At 51.1% G+C, this 3,623-nt stretch carries 6 protein-coding genes and 1 pseudogene; 2 read left to right on the top strand and 5 right to left on the bottom strand.

Annotation, left to right across the window (positions count from 1 at the left end; all coding sequences use genetic code 11):
* Window positions 1–127 (bottom strand): annotated as a pseudogene (locus D6877_RS02775) (tRNA dihydrouridine(20/20a) synthase DusA); the annotation flags it as partial.
* A gap of 126 nt (window positions 128–253) precedes the next feature.
* Here D6877_RS02775 and D6877_RS02770 point away from each other — a divergent pair.
* On the top strand, window positions 254–541 hold the full coding sequence (locus D6877_RS02770; RefSeq protein WP_130909764.1) for a hypothetical protein: 288 nt from the start codon (window positions 254–256) through the stop codon (window positions 539–541).
* Between the two features lie 15 nt (window positions 542–556).
* On the opposite strand, the gene D6877_RS02765 is transcribed toward D6877_RS02770, so the two are convergent.
* From D6877_RS02765 to D6877_RS02750, 4 genes are all read right to left on the bottom strand, one after another.
* Window positions 557–970: a hypothetical protein gene (locus tag D6877_RS02765; RefSeq protein ID WP_130909763.1), complete on the bottom strand. Its 414-nt coding sequence runs from the start codon at window positions 968–970 to the stop codon at window positions 557–559.
* Window positions 971–1,422: 452 nt separating this feature from the next.
* Window positions 1,423–1,809: a hypothetical protein gene (locus tag D6877_RS29785; RefSeq protein ID WP_347233392.1), complete on the bottom strand. Its 387-nt coding sequence runs from the start codon at window positions 1,807–1,809 to the stop codon at window positions 1,423–1,425.
* Window positions 1,728–2,135 (bottom strand): hypothetical protein, encoded by a 408-nt coding sequence (locus D6877_RS29780; RefSeq protein ID WP_241662840.1) that lies wholly within the window; start codon window positions 2,133–2,135, stop codon window positions 1,728–1,730. The genes D6877_RS29785 and D6877_RS29780 overlap by 82 nt, the downstream gene beginning before the upstream one ends.
* A gap of 5 nt (window positions 2,136–2,140) precedes the next feature.
* Window positions 2,141–2,674 carry a PAAR domain-containing protein gene (locus tag D6877_RS02750; RefSeq protein WP_130909761.1) on the bottom strand — a complete coding sequence of 178 codons (534 nt, stop codon included), beginning with the start codon at window positions 2,672–2,674 and terminating at the stop codon, window positions 2,141–2,143.
* Window positions 2,675–3,115: 441 nt separating this feature from the next.
* On the opposite strand from D6877_RS02750, the gene D6877_RS02745 reads away from it, so the two are divergent.
* On the top strand, window positions 3,116–3,466 hold the full coding sequence (locus D6877_RS02745; protein ID WP_130909760.1) for a DUF6124 family protein: 351 nt from the start codon (window positions 3,116–3,118) through the stop codon (window positions 3,464–3,466).
* Window positions 3,467–3,623 lie beyond the last annotated feature (157 nt).

Genomic DNA, 3,623 nt, shown 5'->3' with positions numbered 1-3,623 from the left:
GCTTGGACAGGAGGCGCAGGAAGTACCGGCAATGGCGGTCCGTCCAATCCATCATGGGTGCCACACTGAAGCGCCGAGACGGCTCAGGCGTTGGTTTTACTGGGCTAAAGCTCTGATTCTGGACCATTTTACTCAACGTGTTTTCGACGTGATTTCGGGCGTTTTCAAGGGTTTTCAGCATCTGTTGGTACGATGTACCCATTCGAAGCCAATACGTACCACTTTCGTTTGTGGCAGCTGTAGGACATGAAAAATGGCTGATGGAAGCACTGCGCTTCACCGCGCAGCACCGCATCTGCCGGAATGGGTTGCAAGTCTACCAAGAGAGCGAGATTTGCGCCCCGGAAACGAACTACACGAGCGCGAATCAGAGCTGGATGAGCGGGCGATCAAGTGGGCGATAACGCAGGTTCGAGTGCATCAATGGCTGCACTTACGTTCAGTCTTGGTTGCGCTGGAAAGAGTGAATGGCATTCTCGGCGTAGAGTGGGGCGCTGCCGCCCCATCTATGACGATCGATGTGGTCGACCTAATTTCATGAGGGCTCACGACTAACTCATGGTCGGAAAGGGTCAGTTTCGCCAGTGCATTGTTTCAATCGAGCAATAACGTCCGGGCCGGTTTTAGCAATATCGACCCTGCCTGTTGCATCCAAATAGATGTCAATAGTTCGGCCCCATTTGGGGCTGATGTCCACGCACCTCTGAAAACCTTTATCAGTCCACCAATCAAACATCATGAAAAAGTCGTCATCAGGGAATAGGTAGCCGAACTCAACGGCTGAGCCACCGTGCTTGATATCGCCTCTATGAATCCTGTCCTGAGTATTCCAAACGTAGTGAAATTCTTCCTCACTGTTCAGGGAAAAATTCACCGCTACAACTGGGGAGCAGAAGTACCAGAAAAAAAGGACGATGAGCGGCAGAAGGATCCACCGTACATACCGGCGTCCGACTTTATTTGCATCCATGTGGCTTGATACCTTTTTCCATCGCTAGGTTGTATTGTCAGTATCAATTCCAAGATCATTTTAATGTTAACCCCGGCGGGGGGGCAGTAAAAAGCTGGGCAGGGGCATGGAGTATTCGTTCAGAAGATCGTTCTGCCTATGATGTATATGCTGAGATGAAGGTGGAAACTATCTCTTCTTGCATAGTTCGAGCTCCTCTTGGTTATGCAGGTCAGTAGTCACCCCGAGCCGATATTTGCAGTACTGAATTACCAACTGTCGTTCCGTACCGCTTAACTCACCTACAGTTTTGTCATCTGATTCGTACGCGAAAATATTTTCAAATTTCATTTGAAATGTCGGACTTTTCTTGATGAAGAACACTTTTTCTGGATAAGCGTCCTCCATCTTTTCATAGAAGCCGACGTATAGGACAACGACACAGATAATTGTGGAGATGATAAGAAGCGATTTCATGACGAAGGCGGTCGCAAGAGTTTGGTTTTGATTCGAAGGTTTTTTACCAGTTCCATGCCAATATTGCCTGGACAAATCTTCCCTTCGCCGGCCTGCATTGGGAATTCACGATGTCCTCCTAACGTTGTCACCCTGAAAACACTGGTCAGGGCCTGAATCAACTTCAGAAGAGTGTCAATCTGAATGGCAGGAATTTTCTGATCCATATTGCCATTGAAGGTTTCAAGAGCCTGACGGGCAAAAGCCACCATGTCTCCACCTTCTTCGGCAGTCGTCAGGTTCTCCAGCAAAACGATCCCAATTACACCAGTGTTGTAGTTATGTACGCTTGAGCCTTTGAATCGTATGTCACGTCCTTCAAAGACTTTCCCCGTGCAGTCGATACCATAGTGATAACCGATGTCATCAAACTTGGCTTGATGCTCACTTTGGATTGCCCGCATTTGTCCTGCCCCAGCACCGCACCCATACTCCGGCCGGCATGGTGAAGGGCGATCATTGAGTAGTCCCAATCATCGACCATTTCGCCTTTTGCTTTATGTGCTCCCCAAGAGGATCTTTCCACAAATTCGCATTTGTTTTTGTGGAGAAGCCTGATAATCGCTTCCCTTGTTGCAGCTCTATCATTGACCGTGATAGTCGTGGGGACAATCGGCGCGCCTGGTTTGATTTCCGCTGCTTTTGCTTCAGTAGTAAATTGTTCGGCCATAGTGTTCAATCCGTGAGTTCGCTGAGCGTCCGAGCTGGTGAGGTGAAGTCGATGGTAACTGAAATAGCAGCATCTTTTGTTGGGGTCTTAACGGTCGCTGCTCCTGTACTATCGGTAACACCGGTAATCTTTTGACCATTAACGATTGCGCTGAAATTCCTTCCTGCCAAGGGCTGGCCTGTTTCGCTGTCAACGATGCTGAAGGTGTGCCCATAAGTTTTCTGCAGCAATAGGGGAAGCGGGGCAATAAATGGTGCCGGACTATGCGAGTCACCAATAATCACGGTGCCCGAGCCGCCGATGACGATGTCTCCATGGGTGCCTACCGTACCTACCAAGGCAGCATTCTTACCGTTGATAAATACAGTCGAGGACACTGCTGACGCCAAAGCGCTGCCGCAGGTGCAAGTATCGCCTTTGGTCGCGGCTGCAAGACCGTCGAAGAAAACATCGGGAGATCCGGACGCGATAGCTTTCGGACCGTGTCCAGGGATAGGGCAATTGGTGGGATCGGTAATACGAGCTGCTGGCTTTGCCATGTCTGACTTCCTGTCTACGATTTTGCCAAGTGGAACTGTATCAGACTCGATTTGAACTTTGGCTCGGGATTTTTAAACGGTTACGCTGGCGCTTGTTTAAATCTGACTAGTGAAAGTCATCCGAAGCCTACGTTGTCTTGCGCCTCCCCCTACACCTAAGACAGAATCCGCCGGCTTGTGCGTCTAGCCTGCGGGTTCTATCGTCCCTGGGTCACTGAAAGCAGTGATCGGGTTTGGTAGCCCGCCTCGTGTCTAGATGCATTGCGTCACCTGATTCAGGTCGCTTATCAGCGCTCGAATATCATGGTGGTCATGCGTGGGGTCCATTCGTGGGCGCCGGGTTCTAGTGCGACCGGTCTACCAACCCGCGTATGGCCGCCACCCTTCGTTTGGTAGCGAGGGTGATGGCTCCTTTTGGTAATCGCGCTAGAGGATTCATCCATGTTCAAAGTCACTCCCAATCCGCCGGACACCAATCCCGCATCCCCCGACTCAAAAAAACTCCACGACGCCGCCGAGCGTGCGCTGGATTATTACCTGCCTCCAGCCAATCACATCAAAGCCTCCACCAACCAGCCCGAACGCATGTTCATCGCCAACCCGGCTTACGACAGTGAGTCCCTGTTGGCCAATGCCAGCGAATCACTGGGTTCGGCCAGCACCATGCTCAACGACTTCGCCGCGTTACTGGAAAACTCGCAGCGCAAGACGTTATTCGGCATCGCCCAGGTAGTGATGCTGGGAGAGATCGCAGTGAATCAGGCGTTGGACAAAGTTGAAGTGAAGGCTTGAAGCGAACCTCGCGGTGACGGAGCGGTTATCCGTCACCGCGAGGCTAAATAGTTAGCTGAACATTCGCTTTCACCGCTGCACGACGAATAACGGTTACTGCCCCGGCACCGCAATCCACTCACCCAACGTCTGCTGATACTTGCCAGTGACCTTGCTC

The organism is Pseudomonas sp. Sample_9, from assembly GCF_004307535.1.
GTDB classification, from domain to species: Bacteria; Pseudomonadota; Gammaproteobacteria; order Pseudomonadales; family Pseudomonadaceae; genus Aquipseudomonas; species Aquipseudomonas mercuritolerans.
The sequence above is the reverse complement of the archived record's forward strand: the minus strand, read 5'-3'. Positions and strand labels throughout refer to the sequence as shown.

Excerpts from the sequence above, each read along its gene's own strand:
- D6877_RS02770 (WP_130909764.1), top strand. The coding sequence starts at position 254 with ATGGCTGATGGAAGCACTGCGCTTCACCGCGCAGCACCGCATCTGCCG.
- D6877_RS02765 (WP_130909763.1), bottom strand. The coding sequence starts at position 970 with ATGGATGCAAATAAAGTCGGACGCCGGTATGTACGGTGGATCCTTCTG.
- D6877_RS29780 (WP_241662840.1), bottom strand. The coding sequence starts at position 2,135 with ATGGCCGAACAATTTACTACTGAAGCAAAAGCAGCGGAAATCAAACCA.
- D6877_RS02750 (WP_130909761.1), bottom strand. The coding sequence starts at position 2,674 with ATGGCAAAGCCAGCAGCTCGTATTACCGATCCCACCAATTGCCCTATC.
- D6877_RS02745 (WP_130909760.1), top strand. The coding sequence starts at position 3,116 with ATGTTCAAAGTCACTCCCAATCCGCCGGACACCAATCCCGCATCCCCC.